Source organism: Iningainema tapete BLCC-T55, assembly GCF_014698965.1.
Classification (GTDB): Bacteria; Cyanobacteriota; Cyanobacteriia; order Cyanobacteriales; family Nostocaceae; genus Iningainema; species Iningainema tapete.
The window spans coordinates 215,182-235,124 of the sequence record NZ_JACXAE010000134.1; the positions used below are offsets into that span (position 1 = coordinate 215,182).

Below are 19,943 nucleotides of genomic sequence, written 5' to 3' on the forward strand. Positions count from 1 at the left end.
GTTTAATATGAGTAATTTAAAACGATTTATTGGCGATGATAAAACATGTACAATAGTCTTACTTGCATCGAGAACATAAAAAACATTTTCTATGACGCGCCTTGTACATGATAAGTTCGCGAAGGATTACCTGGAAGAATTACTAAAAGATTATGGAGCAGTAAATACATCTGAGAAAATCTCAGGAGAAATCAAAGAAATTGACGTTTTATTTACCCCCTCCCGGCAACAAACATCGAATTTAAAAATACTGGGATTACTGGGAAGATTCGCCGAATATCCAGCATTATTAGAGGTATTTCGCAATCCTGCCACTGATGACGAAATCGTGGACTGTCTTCAAAAACTGTTTGAAGTCAAGGGAGAGTTGAGACGTGAAGCTAACGCAAAGAAAACCGAACTACAAGAATTTGAAAATCCCAAGTTATGGGTTCTGACTCCAACAATATCGCCGCCCAGATTATCTGGTTTTAATGTCAAGAAGAAAAAGGGATGGTTGCCAGGAGTGTATTTCTTAGGGGATACTTTACGTGCGGCGATCGTGGTTATACATCAACTTCCGCAAACGCCAGAAACTTTGTGGTTAAGACTTTTGGGTAGAGGAAGCGTTCAGGAACAGGCTATGATTGAATTACAGGCGTTACCATTGAATCATCCATATCAAAAAGCCACACTTGAACTTGTTTACAACCTGCGCCAAAACTTGAGAATTAATCAACAATTAGAAGAAGATGACAGGGAGTTAATTATGCGACTTGAACCACTTTATCAGCAAGACCGCGAACAAGCTAAACTTGAAGGAATACAAGAAGGAAGGCTTGAAGGAATACAAGAAGGAAGGCTTGAAGGAAGAATTATTGGAGAACGTCTTGTCGTCGAAAATTTACTACAGGTTCGTTTTGGTGCTTTAGATGACGAATTAAGCGCGATTATTGAACCAGTATTAGCGCTGCCTCCATCTGAATTTACGCCTTTACTAATGCGATTGTCTAGAGAAGAATTAATTGCTAGGTTTGGCGGATAAACTTGATATTGGCATCAGTTACATTCAAGTTTAAATATATAACAATTTCCCACCCCTTGTATAGTAGGGTGGGATTGTTTTTAAAAGTTGTACCGCCTCCACAAATCCTGCTTCATAAAGTGCTTGACTTTGCTGCACCTGGCTAGAAGTTGAGTTACTGCGTTGCGCTTGGTGAGTTAGCGCTACCGTTGAGTAATTGGATGAATCACAAAAATGTGATAAACATATGCAGAGAATTGTCGTGAATAATGCTAGGAAAAAATGCTTTATAAATCTCATATGAATTTTTGAATCCTACTTTATGAATTATTTTTTAGCCTCACGCAAAGGCGCAAAGGCGCAAAAAGAATCTTAGCGTCTTAGCGTCTTTGCGTGAGATTTTCATACTTTTCCATTTAAAACAAGTTATATTGTACAAAAAAATATAACCCGTTTTCTTGCCATGTATTACCTTGAGTATTAACAGAAACTAAAGGAATACCCCACTGAACACCAGCAGTAAAATTATTACCTTGTGACCAACGCAAACCCAAACCAACAGAAGCTAGAGTGTTAGTATCATTTTCCTCTCTATTGGACGAATTATTCCAAGCAGTACCAACGTCAACAAATGGAGTAACTTGCAGAACTCCATCCCACTGAGACACACGCAGAATCGGTAGTCGCAATTCAACAGAAGCAAGAGCGCCATTATCTCTTAACAGGAAATCTTGACGATACCCCCGGACACTGTTTATACCACCTAAACCAAATTGTTCTGAAGCTAAAAGCGATGTAGAAGCCAGTTGAACATCGCCACGGATTAACAGTAGGCTATCAGGAGCTAATAGGCGTACCCATTGCGCCTGTCCTCGCCAAGCGAAAAAGCGGCTATCAGGGGCGTTATCATTGATTGTAGCATTGAATGCACCAGTTCCCAGGCTAAATTGAGAGCGAGCGGCAATGACTTCTTGGCTATTGCGGGAAGTCCATTCTTGAAAAAATCGCACCGCAGATACTCTGGTGCGTCCTTTTTCATCAGCTCCCGGTGAAAGTAGAGAAAGGGGAACTTCCTCCTGTTCAAACAAAGAGGAGGAAACATCACTTTCTCTGCGAGAAGCTGTTATTCCCAAGGCGAATTCTTGGTTGGGAGTTTGCACTAGCGGCTGGCGGAATGTGAGTTCGTAATATTGGGAAGCTGATTCAATATCTAGTGTATTGAAAGGACGTTCAATGATATCGGCTGAGGTATTATTATAGCTGAAGGTGAGAGTGCCATTGCGGGGATTTAGGGGTAAGCTGTAGCTGGCATCTATGGTATTACTGCCGTCAGTATTGGTGTATGCTAGCGATATACTATCTCCAAATCCTAGCAAGTTAGCTTCGTTAATTTGCAATTGGCGTCGGAAACTACCAACGCTGGGGGAACGACCATTGTCCAGTACTATTTGTGTATTGAATGAATCTGCCTCCGTTACTTTGATAACCAGTAAATTAGAGCCGATACGTGAGCCTGTAGACAATTCAGCAGACAAATTTTGAATTAAAGGATTGAGTTGCAATATTTGCAGGGACTCTAGCAGGCGTTTTTGATTCAAAGGGGTGGATGCGCCTAAGGCTATACGGCTGCGGATATAATTTGGATTGAGTCGCCTAGTACCAGTTATTTGGATATCTTCTAATTTACCTTCAATTACCTGAATTTGGACAACACCGCTGGTGAGGGTTTGTTCGGGAATGTAAGCTCCAGAAGTGACGTATCCTTCTTTAATGTAAAGTTCGGTAATTTTGGAACGAGCTTCTATTAATTGTGCAAATGTGATGGGCTTGTTGATATAGTCAGCAAGTACCTCAGCCAACTTTTCTGGGCTAAATACTGTACTACCAATGACTTCAAACTGCTGAACAGTGAAGATTTGTGGCGGTGTAGGGAGTGATTCATCTGGTGTGGGAAGTGGTTGAGAAGGTTGGAGTAGTTCGGATGGCGGGGGAAGTTGCGGTGGTGGAGAGAGCGGTGGTGGCTGAGGGGGCGAAGGTGGTTGGACATCCTGTGGTGGGGGGATTTCCGGGAGTGAGGGAAAATTTTGGGATAGTTGTACGTTATCTACTGTCTGCGCCCTGGTGGGTGTAGTTGTCAGGCTGCTGAGCAACATAAGCAAGCATGACGCTACAAAAGTCTGAGTAACTTTAGCTACCATAACTTAATAATTTTGAAGTCGGAATTAGTTCATCCATGTCTCAAGACCTTAAATTGATTTAAGGAAAAGATATTAAGAGCGAAGCATCGATTTGCCCTTGAACGCTCAAGCTAAACTATGAGGTAATAACGTTAAAATGAAGTTAAGCCTATGACAGTTCGACAACCCCGGTACAGCAAAGAAGAATTTGCAAGAGCGTGGCGATGAAATTTATGAGACTCAGTGCGCTCTCAAGTTGAGGAAGGCAATCATGGTAAGATTGTAGCGATCAACATCGAAACCGGAGATTTTGAAGTAGATAAGAGCGAAATTGGTGCGTGCGATCGCCTGGAAACTCGTCACCCAGATGCTCAGAGCTGGATCGTTCGCATTGGCTCTCGTCACGTTCGTCGATTTGGCGGACGCACTCGGACAACTGCATGATTACTGGAGTAGTCAATGCGGAGTTTGAACCCATCATTCGTTTAGTTCCACCGACTCCTTTGCGTTCACTATGCAAATTTAGCTACCATGACACTGGGTTGGGTTTTGTTTGGAAGTTTGAGGAGTAACGGTGGATGAATTAGCGGTGAGGACTATTTGTCCTTTGGCGTTTAGCGTTGCACCTGTGGCTTCAACGATGCGTTTAGGAATGGTGGTAGTTGGTTTAGTGGTAACAGGTGGTAGGGAGCGGTTGTTGTTGCTGGGTTTAACCGACACCCAATCTATTTGTGCCGTATCAGGAGTAAGAACGTCTTTGGGATTGGGTGGTAAACCGCCGCGCCCGGTGATGACGAAACTGCTTTGGGCGTAACTAGGAGTGTAGCAACCAGAGGCTACCTCGGTGTCAACTGGTATTGTTGGCAACTCAACCAAGCCACTGTTGGGATCGACTTCGGGTGTGATTAGCTCTACGGTACCATCCGCACCAAATTCTGAGCTAGCAGTGATATCGCTTGTTTGTGAGTTTTCCAGGTCTCGAAACCCAATGCCGTAAACACCACTCGCTTTGATTTGAACTCTACCACCACTACCAGTGTAAGCATTAGCAGTGATGTCACTATTTTCATTAGGCACAGCAACTATGAAGCCATTGGGAGCATTGATGGTGATGTTACCGCCGTCTCCACCTGCCCCTTGAGTGCCAGCATTCGTAGAAATTCGACTATTCTGACGTAGTAGCAGGATGTCTTTTAGCCCTATCTCAATATTGCCCCCCTGATTGCTGAATGTTTCTGCCGAAATCAGCGCTTGATTTTTGAGGGTCAGATTGTTTGCCTGAATTTGGATATTACCCCCAACTGCTGTTCCTTGGCTATTGACCGCGATTCTAGCAGTGTCTTGAACACTCAAGGTTCTGGTGTTGACAGAAATATCGCCTCCTTTACCTGCCGTTTCAAAATTAGCGTTGGCAAACAGCCCACTTTCAGCACCTACATTGTTAACACGTTCTGGGAATCGGGCGAGTCTATCAGCGTAGGTGGGGTCACTGCCGGAAAGTGTAACGCTGTCAGTGATGTTGAGGTTAATGTTACCTGCAAGTCCATTACTATAGGTGCTTGTAGTTACTTGTCCACCCTTAGTCGCAGAAAATGTATTGGCGTTAATGGTGACGCTACCTCCTGGTTTGGAACTGAAGGTAAGAGCATCTACAATCGCCCCATCAGCTATGCTAAAGTCGGCTGTACTGATTGTAATTTTGCCTCCCTCTCCTAATTGACTATTAGTGCCAGTAGTTATCAGACTGGAAAATCCGTCGTCTCTTACCCCCTGTAAAGATACAGTATTACGGGCATCAACAATTACATCACCTGCATCGCCCTGTCCTCTGGTGTAGGCAAGCAGTTGAGCGCCATTCGTTACAAAGAGTGACCCAGTTGTGATCTTAACGTTGGCTCCCTTGCCCACAGCTTCAGCAGTTTCCACAGCGCTGAATACTTTACCCCTATCAAAGGAGACTGTATCACGGGCATTTATCGTCACACTGCCCGCATCTCCCTGTCCTTTGGTGCTAGCAACTAGTTCAGCATCATTCGTCATGAAAAGTGATCCAGTCGTGATGGTGATGTCTCCACCCTTGCCCACGGCTCTAGGATCTACAGTGCTGTATACCGCACTGAATAATCCTTTGCTACCCACCCTATCAAAGGAGACGTTATCACGGGCATTTATCGTCACATTGCCCGCATTCCCATTTCCTCCGGTGTAGGCAAGCAGTTGAGCGCCATTCGTCACAGAGAGTGACTTGGTCGTGATGTTGATGCCGCCACTGTTGCCATTAGCTCCAAGTTCCACAGCGCTGAATGCATAAGAATCCCTATCAAAGGAGACGGCTTCACGGGCATTGATATTCACACTGCCTCCATCTCCCCGTCCAAAAGTGCTAGCATTTAGAGCAGCTCCATTCGTGACAGAAAGCGAGTTTGCCGTAATATTAACGTTGCCCCCTTTGCCCACGCCTCTACTTAGCACCATGCTAGCTACCTCAGTAGGGAATCCACGGCTACCCACCCCATCTAAGGAGATTGTATCGCGGGCATTGATAATGATATTACCAGCATCCCCCTGTCCAAAAGTGCGGTTATTGAGTGAAGCTCCATTCGTTAAAGCAAAAGACCCAGTTGCGATCTTGATGTTGCCACCCTTGCCTACAGATCCAGGTCCCACGCCATTTTGAATATAACTATTATTAGTAAGTTTTATTAACCCGGTCGCATTAATTTCAATATCCCCTGCAATTGAGCTAATCGAACCCAGCCCTGACTCTATCCCCGCCAGAAGTAGGGAGCCTCCGTCCATATTTAAGTTATGAGAATTGATAACAATACTTCCACCATCGCCCGCACGTACACTTACACCACCAAGATTGGTAATGGACACATCTGCTCGCACTAAATTATCAGGAAAACTTAAACTCAGATTACTGTCATTTCCATTCAATCCAACTGTTCCCGCACCTGAAGCGCCTGCCAATTCTACTCGCCCACCGAAAGCATACAATCCTCCACCATCCATATAGATATCACCACCTACTAACAACAAACTCTGACCATTTGGTACACGTAAGCCCGTTGTTCTATATGTAGAAGATGGATCTAAACCCGCGTCTGCAATTGAGTTATTTTTAATAGATGCGGCACGCATTTGGTTAAATAGCAAAGCGTTTGGATTGACCGTCAACAGTTCAGGAGTATTCGGATTTGTTGCACTGAAAAAACCTCGTTCGCCAAATCCAATTGAACTTGCTGTAGTCGCTACAAACGAACCACCAATATTCAACTGAGCATTGCGTCCAAAAATAATCCCATTCGGATTAATCAGAAATAAATTAGCTGTACCTAAGGCGCGAATTATCCCATCAATATTAGAAGCTGACCCACCTGTTACTCGACTGATAATATTTTGAATATCCGCAGCATTATTAAAGAAAGCAGTCTCGCCAGCGCGGACAGAAAATTCAGAGAAGCTGTGGAACAAGTTACTTCCTGCTTGCGTTCCTCCAGTGATATTGAAGATGTTCCCATCCCTTGTGACGCTGGAGTTATTTGGTAATGTGGCGTCTGGGGTAATTTGGGCAAAAACACGCTCTTGTAAGGAAGCAATTAACATACTTCCCACTACCAACCAACTTCCTAATTCCACAAACCTACTACACCAACACCGCCAATTTTGAGTTATCCCTGACATAGCACCCCCAATAAATCAGTGACTGATACATCACGCTTATTTTTCCAAGTTGTAATGCTGTATAATTGGCTCTTTAGCAAGGTCTTGCAAGCCAAGTGCATTTAATAAGTCAACCCAATCTTTATTAATAATTGCATCCTGCGGATTGGCGCGACGCAGTTGACCTAAATTAGTTAGAGCATCATACCAAATATTATTAGCACTATAGGCAATGTACTCCCTTGGTTTTGCTGTTTTTAATTGACTATCAAGAGCCTGTGTCAGCGCCTGCCTTTGCACAAATCCATCTACATGTAAATTGTCAGATGTTTTTTTTCTATCACCACAATAAATCTCAAGATACCAGCGGTATGTTTTATCCGCTTTTAAGGAGTATTGCGGTTGTGTTGGTGGAGTTATGCTGATAATACCAGATTTTCCAGATAGAGTAAAAGGTATTCGGTAGTCATTCTGTGCTTCTTTACCATCCTGCGCTTGTAACACGAATTCTGCGGAACGGGTGGTTTCAGGCAGTTCAGGAACATAAAACCAAAAAGTTGGATATTCTGCAACTGTTGATGCTGAAAATGATTTCCCTCCCTCACCGGGTACTAAAGCAGCAAGACGTGTGAGGGAGCTAGGACACTCAGGATTACGCCCAGCGCCTGCTCTGCGCCTACCAGTAGGTGCGCCGTTTCTGGGCAATTTCGGTTGCTTGAAGGATTGTTCGGGGGAATTTTTAATAGTGTTTTGATTGGGAAGTTGTGCCTGCACTGATTGCGAGTCACTCATCAAACTAACGAATAGCAGAGGAATTACGCAAGCATGTAGAATCTTTTGGTATAACTTTTTTTTAATCATAATTAAAAATTTAATTGTCTTTTCCTGCCAAGATGCTCCCGTCTAAACCACAGGACTACCACCACTTGGGTAGTTAGCAACGCTAATGCCGAGGGGATGAGTGGCACCCACCCAGCTAGTATAAAAATGCCAAAACATAACCCAAAGAGTGTTAAAAGTGTGACTGCAACCGCTAGTCCAAGGTGCAGTGGTTTTGAAAAGTACCACGCTGTAATACCTCCTACCAATGACCATTGCCATACCCAAAATGCCTCTACCCATCCAGACCACCACCACAACAAAGGTCTGCGGTCTAAAACTGCACTCAGTATTTGACTGAGCATTTGTGCCTGCACGAACACCCCCGGTATTTGCTTTTGATTGGGTTTTGCAGTAGCACTGAATGGTGTTTTCCAATAATCATTGGTATTGGTAGGAGCAGAAAGACCAATCAGGATAACGCGGTCTTTGAGTAATTCGACTGATTCTGATGGTATCTTTTTATCTAAGACATCTCTCAAACTAACTTGTTGAGCAATTTTTTCCACAGAGGGGAGAGAACGATAATTTAACAACACTTGATAACCGGATGCGTCTACTTTTTGATATCCGCTTGTGTGTTCCTTTAATTGCGGAAAAACAACATCACCAATCTGCAAATAACCTTCTTTTGTCACATCTGATGTTTTACCTTCTTTGTCTAAATAATTAAGTGCTAGTTGTAAACTAAATGCGTATTCTGCGGTACATAGAGATTTTGGGGGAGGAGTCAAATGCAAAAGCTGACGACGAGCAATATTTTCGTCATCTGCAACAAAATCACTAAAGCTTAAGCGTTCTTTTGAAACTCCAGAAGGTGGTGGAATGCCATCACTATCGCCATCATCATCAGTAGTAGCAACTTTACACACAAAAAGTAGACGATTATCCTGCCCAAAACGATTAGCTAAATTTGGATATTTTGGATCTACAATACCATCACGGTAAATATCTAAGCCGATAGTTCGTGGTTGGTACTTATTTAGTTTCTCTAATACTTGAGTAAGTGCTTCGTCAGATAAGGACCATCGCATTTGCATTCCTTTATTGATTTGGTACTGGATATCTGCTTCATCTATAGTGATAATTAAAAGACGCTGGTCAGGTTTTTCGGTGACAAGTTGCGATCGCATCTGCATAAAATGGTCAAAAGCCTGTAATTCTGAAGTTTGCAGATAACCCCAATACCGCACCCCCATCACCAAACTTGTTACCAACAAGCTTGTCAGCAATATTGCCAAAACACTCTTCCAACTGATCATCTTTGGCTGCAACTGCCAAATCATTGGCGCTTCCAACGGATTTTGGCAAATTACAGGCAACCAAGTTGCACATGGATATTCATCTTCTATTCCTTCCAGCCTTTTTCGTGCCTCGCGCAGCGCAGAATATAAAGGCTGTCCACTAGAAAATTCTGTTAAAAAATGTCTTAAAAATTCCTGTGCTACTACATCTGGAACTGGTTCCCGCATGACAATGACTTGGGGAATGTGTAAATCCTCTAACGCTTCCGCTAAACCTAAGCCATCGCAAGAGTTGAAAATTGCCAAGCGCAAACCGCTTTCAATTGCTTTTCTGAGTCCATGTTTTAATTTATCCAGAGTAATTGTCGTAGTTCGATTTATTTGCAGCACTCCTTTTTCTTGACTAGAACTATGTCCTGCAAAAAACAGAATATTCCAACCTTTTTCCCAAAGTTCGTTACTTAATTCCTTTCGTTGTGGTTCTATTAAAAAATTTATTTTAGCTTGGTTTGATAACTTTTCTAAAAAACCCTTATCCTTACTAATATCAATTCCTGTGCTATCACCAAAAATAGCTAAAATCTTGACTTTAGTTTCTTTCGTATATATTTTATGTGGTCGTTGGGCTTCTAAGCAACTCAGTGCAACTTCGGCATTCGGATAATCTTCAAAAAGGTTCCACAAATGCCAAGGAAGTCGCCGCAATAAATTATCACCAGTTGCAATCATAAAACGGATTTCTTCATTCGGATTCAATTGTGTACGTAATTTTTGGTCTATTTTACGAAACTGCTCTGAGTTGAGCCAAGCATTAATTTTACACGATAATTGCTGACACAAGTCATGAAATTCAACTTCGGAAAAATTAGTGACATCAGTATCTTCTATTTCCAGACGTACACACAAACCATAATAGCGGTAGACAGCAGAGTATAAGATTTGCCAACTTCGATAAAGTTGAGCAATCTCTGGCGCTGCTGGTAAACTACCACGAAATTCCATCGCACGCGGATCATTTGGAAAACCGAGTTGCACTGTGACATCGGGAAAGCCTTTGTGCAAGTTTCCCTTACCCAAATTCAAGACAACTAGCTTACTCATTACACTCCGACAAAAAAATGTCAAATCACAAAAGTCTCCTTAATTGTGAAATCCCCATAAGACACTTGGATATTAAAGCATTCTCCAGAATAACCTCGAAATCGCTTTAATTGAATAAAGTTATCATTACTTCGCGATTTAACTTCTTGCATAATTTCTCCTGATTCTGATAGTAAATTAAGTTTAAGGTTAGATGGCAAATAAGTTTGTCCATCAATAGGATGCAGTTGTACTAGTATTTCTACTTTCTGCTCAGAATAAGGTGCGCTGGGTTCCGCTGCCCCTTGAGCGATCGCTACTAGCAACACCACTGATTGATTTCCCAGTTGTAATCCCAAGTCTATTATTTTTGCTCGTGCCACGCTAACTTCACGCTTTAATGAAACATTTCTTAAAGCAAATTTCTGCTCCATACCGCCAAAAATTTCTTCTAAAGCCATCCAACTGCTTTCAAAGAGATTGTCGAACCATTGGCTTAACTTTACTCGTGTTTTGACTACTTCACGTTGGTTAATTTGATGCAAATGTGAGAGTAAATCAGCCAGCGATTCCAATTCACTCAGAAATATCTCACCGCTATTAGTTGGCGTTTTAACAAATCCTAGTATTGTAGCTGTTTTGAAAGATTCATCCAATTGCACAGCTACATAGCCAATTCTGTCGGTAGAAACCTCTGGGGGAACAAAAACTGTTTGTGATGAAGGTAACACTGGACGACATTCTAATTTCCCCAAACCTCGGACTTGTAAATCAGCAACATCCATCAGTCCTTGCATTAAGGGATTATAACTCAGACTAGCTTCCCAGTCAGTTTCCCAACCTATGCAACGCAAATAAAATTTTACCGCTGCCACAGCTAAAGTATTAAGATATACCTGTTGTCCTTTGTCGGGGTTGCTATGTTTGCGGCGGAATTTTTCTGCTAAAGTGCGAGCTTCTAAACCCAAAGGTACGGTGAAAGTTAAAGATTCTGATACGCTCTGCATGATGTGTTGCTCTCCTACTTTAAAGTGCATAGTCTAGACAATAAGTTTTAATTTTATCTGTGAACTTATTTAAACATCGGTAATAAAAGGATCTGACTGTATAAATGTTTAAATTGTATTCGGCGGCTATTTCTTTCCATGATTTACCCAAAATTCTTTCTAGAGCCAAAGCTTGAAAGTTGGCTTGTGGATATTCTCTTATGTGTTCTTTTTTAAAAATATCTTCTGGGTCTGATTTTATACATTCAATTAAAATTTCAGTAATGTCTTGTGGTTTTTCAGGAGGAGCAAGATTATCTAGCTGAGCATCGGTAATATTTGTAACATTTTTCTGACCAAAAAATTTCCGAACTGCTTCTTTGAAAAATCGCCGATCCAAAAGAACATTGACCCATGTCATCACTGAACCGCGTTCTGGATTATAATTATCAATATTCTGACAAATATATAGTAAAAGCTCTTGTAGCGCTTCATTATAAATGTCTTCATAAACATCTGCTGAAAATTGCCCCCTTTGCGGGTAGTAAAGCCTACCTGATTGCACAATGGTATTAACCAGCTTTGTCAGAGCTAGTTGTCGTTGTTCAGCTAAAGGTGGGTATTGCTGTGCTGTTGAAGCCAGCTGTTGAAGCAAAACATCTATTTCAGCGATCGAGGTTTGATTCATCTGCCACTCCAAAGGTTCGTCCCTCCATCTTTATCTCAGGCTTCATCGGGCGAGTTTCATGCAAAACCAGGATTTTTTTAACAAAACTTTACATCATCAGTTATCCAGCCTAAAAATTGCGTATGTTTACCAATACCTTCGTCATGAAACGCCCACAGCATGGAATGCTGGGGCTACACATACAAAGCCCACCTCCGTGGGCTAAAATAAAATCCTTGTAGGCTGCCCCGCTGCCTTTGTTTGTATAGCCACACTCTTCTAGGATGTATGAAAACAAATCAAAGTGACTCAGACATTCTCTAACCAAGCTTGTAAATCAGCCGAACTTGTAAAATCTAACAGTGCTTCACTCAAATTTTCGAGAACAGGCAATGGTAGACGAGAAATTTGCGATCGCACATCATAAGAGATTTCTCCAAATCGCTTAGTTAAAAGTCGGATAACCAGGTTAAATGTTGCTTCCTCTCGTCCTTCGTCTTTGATTTCTCGGTAAACTCTCGTTTCCTTTAGTGTTATTCCTAACATAGATTCTACCTCTTTTTTACTCAATTGTTCAAATTTGTACACCATAATCGTCGTCACCATCTCTATGATGACGCGACTTGATAGATTAGATGCTTCAACAGCGGTTCTAGTTAACAAATTCCTTGCTTCTTCTGGCGCTCGTTCTTCTTCTACCGTAGTTAGTACCATTAGCGCCACCCACAGAGGTAATTGGCGAATATCCCCCAACTCATTCAAATACACCCGATACACTTGGTTTCCGTTCAGCAGGCTTCGATGAGGATAAACATCGCTTTGTTCAACACTGCGCGACGGGTAAATTATTACTGCTTGCCAGTCACTAAATATAGCACGGTTACGATAGAAATATAATGAAGATTCTGCAAATAGTCTCTCGTAAAGCTGTTCATCCTTATAAAATTGTACTTCACAGAAATAGACTACTCCTGCATCTTCGTTTTCCGGTGGAAGAAATACTCCATCAATCTCAAATTTTGGTTCTTTGACAGCTACAGAATCAAATCGGTAAGCATTTGCATTTTTTGGAGGATTTGTCAAGAGTTCAAATAGCAGTGAGGGGGATTGTTGGAACAGTTTTGAATTGTTGAGTCTCGACGCATGAAGCATTTTAGGTAATTTATTTGACATTATATGGCGGACGTTGCATCAGGGAAAATGCATTTTCTGCGGTTGAAAGGTTTCGCCAAATAAATGCGAGACAAGACATAGCGCTGCCGGAGTATTGAGTAACTTTAACTACCATAACACTGAATTAGGTTTTGTCTGGAAGTACGAGGAGTAACGGTAGATGAATTAGCGGTGAGGACTATTTGTCCTTTGGCGTTTAACATTGCACCTGTGGCTTCAACAATACGTTTGGGAGTGGCGGTAGTTGGTTTAGTGGTAACAGGCGGTAGGGCGCGGTTATTGTTGCTGGGTTTAACCGACACCCAATCTATTTGGGCGGTATCAGGAGTGAGAACGTCTTTGGGATTGGGCGGTAAGCCACCGCGTCCAGTTATAATAAATTTGCTTTGTGCTTGAGCGCCACCTGTATAACAGCCTTGTGCTACTTCAGTATCAATTGGTACAGTAGGCAAGTTGACTAATCCAAGACTGGGATCAACATCCAGCGTATCGATTGTAACTTCGCCACTAACTCCAAAATCTGAACTGGCTGTAATATCACTCAGTAAAGTTGGGCTAGAGCGGGGCTGAATGCCAAAAATACCTGTAGCTGTAATATCAACTCTACCGCCCCTACCAGTGAAGGCATTGGCGCTGATATTGCTATCTTCCCTTGGAACGGCGACGATCAAGGGTGAGTTTATAGTGATGTTGCCGCCATCTCCTTCAGCCCGTGCAGCACCAGCATTTGTAGAAATTTGACTACCCTGACGCATGAGCAGGATGTCTTGTAGCCCTATGGTAATATTGCCACCCTGAGTGCTAGATGTTTCTGCTGAAATCAACCCTTGATTATTAAGAGTTAAATTGCCTGCTTGAATTTTGATATTACCCCCGACTCCTGTCCCTAGACTATTAAGTAAAATGCGGGCATTGTCTAAAGAGATGCGATCGCGGGCATGAATAATCGCATTACCTGCATCCCCCTGTCCATATGTATCGGCAAGTATTTGAGCGCCATTACGTACAAAAAGAGAACCAGTTGTAATGTTGGTGTCGCCCCCCTTGCCTATAGCTCCATATCCCAGTATGTTCAATACTCCACTGGGCAAGCTATTGCTTCCTACCCCATCAAACAAGACAGTATCACGGGCATTAATAGTGACATTACTACTAGCATTGTTCTGTCCACGGATGTCCACGCCTATTTGAGCGCCATTAGTCAGAGAAAGAGAACCAGTCGTAATGTTGATGTCGCCCCCCTTTCCTGTTGCCCTTGCTCCTACCTGGCTAAATGCTCCACTGGGAAAACCATTACTTCCTACCCCATCAAACGAGACAGTATCACGGGCATTAATAGTTACACTGCCTGCATTCCCTTGTCCACCAGTACTAGCAATCAATTCAGCACCATTGCGTACAAAAAGAGAACCCGTTGTAATGTTGATACTACCTGCGCTACCTGTGCCTTCAGATTCCTTCGAGCTGGATATTCCACTTGAGAAGCTATTACTACTCCTGACTCCATCAAACAAGACATTATCACGGGCATTAATAGTTACACTGCCTGCATTTCCTTGTCCATTATTGCCGACCGATAGTAAACCGCCATTGCTTACAGTCAGAGAACCAGTCGTGATGTTGATGCTGCCCCCGTTACCTGTAACTCCATTCACTCTGCTTATTGCTTGGCTAGAGGAGGTATTATTCGTATTACTCCCCACTCCATCAAACAAGACATTATCACGAGCAGTAATAGTGATCTTGCCTGCATTCCCGAATTGTACAAATGTGCTGGTATCTAGTTGAGCACCATTGCGTACAAAAAGAGAACCCGCTGTGATGTTGATGCTGCCCTCCTTACCTATGGCTTCAGGTTTTACCCTGCTCACTACTCCACTGGAGAAGCCATTACTCCCTACTCCATCAAATAAAACAGTATCACGGGCATTAATAGTTACACTACCTGCATCTCCGCTGCCAGAAGTGTCGCCTCCCACTAGAGCGCCATTGCGTGCAACAAAAGAACCCGTTGTGATGTTTATACTGCCCCCATTGCCTGTAGCGCCTGGTCCCACCCCAATTACTGCTCCACTGGAAAAGCTTGGATTTCCAACTCCATCAAACAAGACAGTATCAAGGGCATTAATAGTAACATCGCCTGCATTCCCCACTCCATTTGTGCTGGCAACTAATAGAGAGCTATTGCGTACACTTAGAGAACCCGTTGTAATTTTGATGCTGCCTGCATTACCAAAGGCTCCTGGTCGCACTGAGCTTAATATGCCATTGAATCCACTATTCTCTGGGCTAATGAAGGAAACGCTATCACGGGCATTAATAGTAACATTGCCTGCATTCCCCTTTCCATTGGTCAGAGTATATAATTGAGAGTTATCAGAAACAAACGACCCCGTCGTAATGTTGACATCGCCTGCTTGTCCGGTCGCTCCAGGTGTTAAGACATTAAAAATAAGACTTCCATCCTTAAAATCGACTGCTTGAAGTGCATTAATCTCAATGTTCCCCGCCTTACTGTCTGATGAACCTAGTTCTTGAGCTATCCCTGCCAGTAGCGCACTTCCTCTGAGAATTTCTAGATTTCGAGCATTAATTGCAATAGTACCACCGTTGTCAGCACGCACTTCTACTCCAGCACCATTGGTAAGTTTGACATCTGATGGGCTTATCCCATCCGGAAAACTTAGACTCAGATTATTATCATTCCCATTTAGCCCAACCGTTCCAGATCCTGCCAGTCCTCCCAACTCCACTCGCCCACCAAAAGCTCTCAATTTTCCGTTATCCATGTTGATATTGCCACCAATAAGCAGCAAACTCCGCCCATTAGGAACACGTAGACCATATGTCTTTGCACCTGTTGGATCTAATCCTGCTGGTGCTACTGAGTTATTTTGAATCGATGCAGCAGACATTTGATTGAAGAGAAAAGCCGAAGGATTGACGGTCAGCAATTCAGGAGTATTCGGATTAGTTGCACTGAAAAAACCTTGATTGCCGAACCCAATCGCATTGGCAGTAGTTGCAACAAATGAACCGCCAATATTCAAGCTGGCATTTTTACCAAAGACAATTCCATTCGGATTAATCAAAAACAGGTTAGCTGTGCCATTAGCTTGAATCAAACCATCAATGTCAGAGATAGATTTACCTGTTACCCGACTAATGATGTTTTGAATATCTAGGGCATTGTTAAAGTGAGCCGTACTTCCAGTGGGAACAGAAAACTGTTCAAAGCTGTGGAACAAGTTGCTCCCCGCGCTAGTTCCTCCTTCAATAATGCTACTATTGCCAGATGGAGTGATACGAGAATTATTGGGTAGAGTACCATCAGGGGTAATTTGGGCAAAAGCGCAATCACTAGAGGCGAATGTCTGCGACACGGCTAAGCCGATCGCACTACCCACCAACCAACTCCCCAGTACCAATTTCCAGCACCTCAGCTGTTTGCATCTAGACATTGCACCCCCCAAATAAGCAGCAGTTAAGTTAACTACAACCTTTACGATACAAGGGAAATTGACTATAGGATTCTAAAAATAGTTACGAATAATTACATTGTTGCTATTTGGCTGAGTGTCTTGCAGAGCAAGATGCAGGGTTAAACCAAGGGTTTTGTTTATCCTCTGCCCAAGTGCAATCTTGGGCTTTGAAGCTCTGATTATCTATAGCTGCAATTCCTTAATATGATTTTGTACTTTTTGATACTCTAATGTTTTTTCTTGAGCAGAAAAGAGGGCAGCCGCTTTTTGTAAATTATCAACAGCTTCTTGTTTAACACCCCGTTCTTTGTAGAAAAGACCTTTGTTATAGTAAGCTTGGGCAAGATTAGGAAGAATAGTTAGAGCTTGATTGAAATCTTTATCAGCTCGCTGCTTGTCTTCTTTTTTTAAGTAGATCATTCCTCTGGCAACATAAGCTTCACTGGTAAACTGAGTAGTGCTAGGCATGAGGGTAATACTTTGAGTAAAGTCTTCAATTGCTCGATTATGATCACCAATACCAAAGTTGACAATACCCCGTAGTACATAATAACCATATTTCCATAAATTAGGAGCGTTACGTAAATCCCGATCTAAATCCTCAAGTGCTCCCTTATAGTCGCCAAGCTTAGTACGGACACTAGCTCTGTTGAGATAAAATGTGTAATTACTAGGATCTACTTTGATAGCTAGGTTAAAGTCCTCAATGGCTCCTTTATAGTCTCCTAGTAGCACACGACCAAAGCCTCGGTTGTTATATTTAAAAGCCTTCTCATCATTAGTACTTAGTAACTGAGTCAAGCTAGCAATTCCCTGCTTAAAATCTTTAACAGCTTCTTGATAATTACCAAGAGATTGATGGGCAACACCTCGGTTAAAGTGTGCTTCTGCATAGTTTGATTCAATGCTTAGTACTTGATTGTAATCCTCAACAGATCCCTGGTAGTCTCCCCTCAGCAACTTCTCAAATCCTTGAGCGAAAAGGCGCTTTAACTTCAAACTCTTGATGTCTGTTTGCAAATCAGAAGTCGCTTTTTTGTAATCTAGAGAGGGAGGGGAGGAGCGAATTCTTTGGGCAAGAGCGTAATTTCCAGAAAACCCAAGTGTCTGCAAAAAGGCTACGCCAATCGCAGCACTCATTCCAATCCCTAAGAACCAGCGACTCCGAATACTCTTGAAACCGGACATTGCACCCCTCCTTATGAATTAAGAATTTGCTATAATAAAAGCTAGTTTAGTACTACTACTAAGTAAATTTCATGTACTTTAGGAAAGTACTGAAGCCTTAGTATTCTTCCACTTGGTGCAAACAAAATCCTGGACAAGTGTTCCTCATCTAGATTCATCGCTACCTATGGTTGTAATCTCTTTACTTAAACAAGCTCTACTTATTACTCAGCTTTAGGCGCGAAGTTTTACATAAAAACCCCATTTTCTTCACAAAAGTTTACTAAATTCACGCGCTAGATAAATTCAACTGTTGGTTACTCAAATAAATAGAGACGCTTCCGGTTTCCCTTTAGCTATCTTTTCCTGGCTAGTAAAGCATTTAATTATATGCTGTTTTTTATCTGGAAGCCCTAAAAATCTGCAATCAACCTTGCTTTTCTCAAAAAGAATTGTAGTACAGTTTCTTCTCTAGAAATAATATCGGCTCTGCCCTCCATCCCTAATTGAATAGAACACTGTTTTTTGCCGTTATTGAGGAAAAGGCTTTCTGGCTCAATTGTTACCTCATAGAAAGCACCAATAACTGCTGCTTTTTGGCTGGCAACTGTTGTGGAAGCAACTGTAGTAGCACCATTCCCTTGAGGGACGAATGCATCTGGGGAAATCGCCTTGACCTTTCCTTTAAGAGTGCCGTAATCTGGATAAGGACAGGCAGAAACCCGTACTAAAACTTTTTGTCCTTCTTTTAACTTGCTTTTCTCTTCAGATGCTACCACTGCCTTAACTACCAAGGGGGCATCACTAGGGACAATTTGAGCGATTTCTTCTCCTGGGCGCACAGTTTGACCAGAATTTCTCAGATTGAGTTTGGATATTATACCATCTGCTGTGGCAGTGATGACAGTTTGACTGAGGTCAATTTCTACTTGTTGGAGTTCACGGCTGTCGCGCTCTATGGTTTGCTGAATGCCAATCCTTTGCTGAATGAGGGCTTTGCGTTCTTTGTCTAAGGTAGCTTGGTTGGCTTTGAGAGAGGCTTTTTCTTGGGCAATGCGCTCAGAAGCGATCGCCACTTCTGCTTTACTAGGATTAAGTGTAGCTACTGCACGTCGCCCTCTAGCACTAGCTGCCCAGATTGCTTGTTGTAGCCGTTCTATTGTTTGTTTTTGCGCCTGAATTACTGCTTTTTGCGCCTCCACTGCTTGTTCTTGCTGGCTTGCAACTAGTTGTGCTTCCTCAAATTGATCTTGAGAAAGCGCTCCTACTTTGGCTATTTTCTGATATCTGTTCCGCTTCGACTGTGCTGCTGATAAGCCTGCAACTCTTGACTTTAAGTCCGCTTCGGCTGATTTTAACTCGGCTGTGGCTTTTTGCAATTCCTTGTGAGCTATCTTAACATTCGCCTGTGCTTCTTCGACATCAGCGGTGGTGATAATTTGCTTGTCTCGATAGTCTCGGCTGCGATGCTCTAGCTCAGCACTAGCACCAGCAATAACACGGTTAATGCAATCAGTTTCGGCTCTAATTTGACTATTAAGCGCACTAATCTGGGCGTTGATTTGAACTTCATTATAAATGTCTTCATAAACTTTGATTTCTCGGTAAACTCGAGCTTTCTTGGCACGGGTCTTCACGGTTTGGGTGAAAACCACCTTGTACCCAAAGTTGCCGAGATTTTTGTATAAAGCGATCGCGACGCCGTTCATCATTTAAATCAAGTCGGTTACAAGTAGCTCGACCTGTAGGTGTGATGCCGATAATCTTTGTACTGTCTGCCGACCAGATAAAGTGTTCAGCCCACTGTTGCTGACGGGGATTAAATAAGGGGACTTTTTGCTCCGTTTCTGGGTCGGTCCCAACTGTAAAATTATAGTGGCGTTCATTGCATCGACGACAAGCTAAAGCCAAGTTATCTACGTGATCCTCACCCCCCAATGACTGTGGCTTGATGTGGTCAATTGTCAGAGGAGATGTACTGAGAAATTCAGGATAATGGCAGTATTCACAGCGAAAATTAGCGCGGTTCCGTACAAATTCTTGGATATTATGAGGAATTTTCACGACCCAGATGCAATAGTAGCATTTATGTAGCTAAAAATCATGTCTAATTCTCCTATAGCCTCTAGTTCAGCGGCTTCTTCTGGTGTAAGTAAATCAGCTTTTTTCTTATCCAGAAGTTCTTGAAGGCGCGAACCTAGTTCTTCAGTAAATTTGAAAAGATTAAGATTATTGACTTTTTCGACTCTAATACCAGTCGTAAGCCAGGATGAGGGTTTAATGACTAGGGTCGTCATAGGGGTATTTTTATTTTTTACACTACTATTGTAGTTACTTTATTTTAGTTAACAAAGTCAAAAATATAAATTTCTCCAAGTTTCAGAATAGATTCAAAAGCATTTAGTTATATGCTGTTTTT

General features: G+C 42.4%; 13 protein-coding genes and 1 pseudogene. 2 read left to right on the forward strand and 12 right to left on the reverse strand.

Features of this window, described 5'->3' with window-relative positions; translation table 11 throughout:
• Positions 1-91 precede the first annotated feature (91 nt).
• Positions 92-1,024, forward strand: coding sequence for an RpnC/YadD family protein (locus ICL16_RS44465; RefSeq protein WP_190839146.1), 933 nt, complete (start codon positions 92-94; stop codon positions 1,022-1,024).
• A 395-nt stretch (positions 1,025-1,419) separates the two neighbouring features.
• Here the strand turns inward: ICL16_RS44465 and ICL16_RS44470 are convergent, their stop codons facing one another.
• Entirely contained in the window at positions 1,420-3,201 is a 1,782-nt protein-coding gene (locus tag ICL16_RS44470; RefSeq protein WP_190839149.1) for a ShlB/FhaC/HecB family hemolysin secretion/activation protein, read from the reverse strand.
• A 222-nt stretch (positions 3,202-3,423) separates the two neighbouring features.
• Between ICL16_RS44470 and ICL16_RS44475 the strand changes: the two genes are divergently transcribed.
• Positions 3,424-3,624 (forward strand): hypothetical protein, encoded by a 201-nt coding sequence (locus tag ICL16_RS44475; protein WP_238361226.1) that lies wholly within the window; start codon positions 3,424-3,426, stop codon positions 3,622-3,624.
• A 78-nt stretch (positions 3,625-3,702) separates the two neighbouring features.
• On the opposite strand, the gene ICL16_RS44480 is transcribed toward ICL16_RS44475, so the two are convergent.
• The 11 genes and pseudogenes from ICL16_RS44480 to ICL16_RS44530 form a co-directional block, all read right to left on the reverse strand.
• Positions 3,703-6,867: a two-partner secretion domain-containing protein gene (locus tag ICL16_RS44480; RefSeq protein ID WP_190839152.1), complete on the reverse strand. Its 3,165-nt coding sequence runs from the start codon at positions 6,865-6,867 to the stop codon at positions 3,703-3,705.
• Between the two features lie 36 nt (positions 6,868-6,903).
• Positions 6,904-7,638: a DUF928 domain-containing protein gene (locus ICL16_RS44485; protein WP_238361227.1), complete on the reverse strand. Its 735-nt coding sequence runs from the start codon at positions 7,636-7,638 to the stop codon at positions 6,904-6,906.
• 71 nt (positions 7,639-7,709) lie between these two features.
• A complete protein-coding gene (locus ICL16_RS44490; RefSeq protein WP_190839154.1) occupies positions 7,710-10,070 on the reverse strand; it encodes a CHASE2 domain-containing protein in 2,361 nt (786 codons plus the stop codon).
• Between the two features lie 20 nt (positions 10,071-10,090).
• Complete coding sequence (locus tag ICL16_RS44495; protein ID WP_190839156.1) at positions 10,091-11,056, reverse strand: DUF1822 family protein; 966 nt, start codon at positions 11,054-11,056, stop codon at positions 10,091-10,093.
• A 19-nt stretch (positions 11,057-11,075) separates the two neighbouring features.
• Positions 11,076-11,723, reverse strand: coding sequence for a sigma-70 family RNA polymerase sigma factor (locus ICL16_RS44500; protein WP_190839159.1), 648 nt, complete (start codon positions 11,721-11,723; stop codon positions 11,076-11,078).
• Positions 11,724-12,011: 288 nt separating this feature from the next.
• Positions 12,012-12,847 (reverse strand): annotated as a pseudogene (locus ICL16_RS44505) (Rpn family recombination-promoting nuclease/putative transposase).
• Between the two features lie 132 nt (positions 12,848-12,979).
• A complete protein-coding gene (locus tag ICL16_RS44510; protein ID WP_190839161.1) occupies positions 12,980-16,336 on the reverse strand; it encodes a two-partner secretion domain-containing protein in 3,357 nt (1,118 codons plus the stop codon).
• A 204-nt stretch (positions 16,337-16,540) separates the two neighbouring features.
• Positions 16,541-17,545, reverse strand: a complete 1,005-nt coding sequence (locus ICL16_RS44515) for a tetratricopeptide repeat protein (RefSeq protein WP_190839163.1) — start codon at positions 17,543-17,545, stop codon at positions 16,541-16,543.
• A gap of 392 nt (positions 17,546-17,937) precedes the next feature.
• The gene (locus tag ICL16_RS44520; protein ID WP_337907240.1) at positions 17,938-19,161 is read right to left on the reverse strand and encodes a beta-barrel domain-containing protein; all 1,224 of its coding nucleotides are present in this window, start codon (positions 19,159-19,161) and stop codon (positions 17,938-17,940) included.
• Positions 19,109-19,588 carry an HNH endonuclease gene (locus ICL16_RS44525; RefSeq protein WP_190839165.1) on the reverse strand — a complete coding sequence of 160 codons (480 nt, stop codon included), beginning with the start codon at positions 19,586-19,588 and terminating at the stop codon, positions 19,109-19,111. Before ICL16_RS44525 ends, ICL16_RS44520 begins: the two co-directional genes overlap by 53 nt.
• Complete coding sequence (locus ICL16_RS44530) at positions 19,585-19,821, reverse strand: hypothetical protein (RefSeq protein ID WP_190839167.1); 237 nt, start codon at positions 19,819-19,821, stop codon at positions 19,585-19,587. The genes ICL16_RS44525 and ICL16_RS44530 overlap by 4 nt, the downstream gene beginning before the upstream one ends.
• Between the last annotated feature and the right edge of the window lie 122 nt (positions 19,822-19,943).

Coding starts and splice junctions, on each gene's coding strand:
- ICL16_RS44465 (WP_190839146.1), top strand. CDS start 92: ATGACGCGCCTTGTACATGATAAGTTCGCGAAGGATTACCTGGAAGAA.
- ICL16_RS44470 (WP_190839149.1), bottom strand. CDS start 3,201: ATGGTAGCTAAAGTTACTCAGACTTTTGTAGCGTCATGCTTGCTTATG.
- ICL16_RS44480 (WP_190839152.1), bottom strand. CDS start 6,867: ATGTCAGGGATAACTCAAAATTGGCGGTGTTGGTGTAGTAGGTTTGTG.
- ICL16_RS44485 (WP_238361227.1), bottom strand. CDS start 7,638: ATGAGTGACTCGCAATCAGTGCAGGCACAACTTCCCAATCAAAACACT.
- ICL16_RS44490 (WP_190839154.1), bottom strand. CDS start 10,070: ATGAGTAAGCTAGTTGTCTTGAATTTGGGTAAGGGAAACTTGCACAAA.
- ICL16_RS44495 (WP_190839156.1), bottom strand. CDS start 11,056: ATGCAGAGCGTATCAGAATCTTTAACTTTCACCGTACCTTTGGGTTTA.
- ICL16_RS44500 (WP_190839159.1), bottom strand. CDS start 11,723: ATGAATCAAACCTCGATCGCTGAAATAGATGTTTTGCTTCAACAGCTG.
- ICL16_RS44510 (WP_190839161.1), bottom strand. CDS start 16,336: ATGTCTAGATGCAAACAGCTGAGGTGCTGGAAATTGGTACTGGGGAGT.
- ICL16_RS44515 (WP_190839163.1), bottom strand. CDS start 17,545: ATGTCCGGTTTCAAGAGTATTCGGAGTCGCTGGTTCTTAGGGATTGGA.
- ICL16_RS44530 (WP_190839167.1), bottom strand. CDS start 19,821: ATGACGACCCTAGTCATTAAACCCTCATCCTGGCTTACGACTGGTATT.